Raw genomic sequence first — 1,059 nt, 5'->3', positions numbered from 1 at the left:
GACCACCACCCGATGATCGTCGGCCTCGGCAAGGACGTCGAGGGCCGCACCATCGTGGCCAACCTCGCCAAGATGCCGCACATCCTGATCGCGGGCGCCACCGGCGCGGGCAAGTCCACCTGCATCAACGGCCTGATCACCTCGATCCTGATGCGCTCCACGCCGGACGAGGTGCGTATGGTCCTGGTCGACCCCAAACGGGTCGAGCTCAACATGTACGAGGGAATCCCCCACCTGATCACCCCGATCATCACCAACCCCAAGAAGGCCGCCGAGGCCCTCGAATGGGTGGTGGGCGAGATGGACCGCCGCTACGACGACCTGGCCGCCAGCGGCTTCCGGCACGTGGACGACTTCAACAAGGCGGTCCGGGCGGGCAAGCTCACGCCGCCGCCGGGGAGTGAGCGCGTCTACCAGCCGTACCCGTACCTGCTGGTGATCGTGGACGAGCTGGCCGACCTGATGATGGTGGCCCCGCGCGACGTCGAGGACTCGATCGTCCGCATCACCCAGCTGGCCCGCGCGGCGGGCATCCACCTGGTCATCGCCACCCAGCGCCCGTCGGTGGACGTGGTGACCGGCCTGATCAAGGCGAACGTGCCGTCCCGGCTGGCGTTCGCCACCTCCTCGCTGGCCGACTCCCGGGTCATCCTGGACCAGCCGGGCGCGGAGAAGCTGGTCGGCCAGGGTGACGCGCTGTTCCTGCCGATGGGCGCGAGCAAGCCGATGCGGCTGCAGAACGCCTTCGTCTCGGAGAAGGAGATCTCCGAGGTCGTCGCGCACTGCAAGGCGCAGATGCAGGTGGAGTACCGGGAGGACGTGGCCGCCTCCGCGGTGGCCAAGCGGGAGATCGACGAGGAGATCGGCGACGACCTGGACCTGCTGATCCAGGCGGCCGAGCTGATCGTCACCACCCAGTTCGGCTCCACCTCGATGCTCCAGCGCAAGCTCCGGGTGGGCTTCGCCAAGGCGGGCCGCCTGATGGACCTGCTGGAGAGCCGGAACGTGGTCGGCCCCAGCGAGGGGTCCAAGGCGCGCGAGGTCATGGTGAAGCCGGAC

General features: G+C 68.7%; 1 protein-coding gene. It reads left to right on the top strand.

Annotation, left to right across the window (positions count from 1 at the left end; genetic code table 11):
* Positions 1–1,059, top strand: a 1,059-nt coding sequence (locus Aph01nite_RS40960; RefSeq protein WP_204046485.1) for a DNA translocase FtsK, incomplete at both ends; no start/stop codon positions are given.

The sequence above is a fragment of the Acrocarpospora phusangensis genome (assembly GCF_016862995.1).
In the GTDB taxonomy this organism is placed as follows: domain Bacteria; phylum Actinomycetota; class Actinomycetes; order Streptosporangiales; family Streptosporangiaceae; genus Acrocarpospora; species Acrocarpospora phusangensis.
This window is presented reverse-complemented; position numbering and strand designations above follow the sequence as displayed.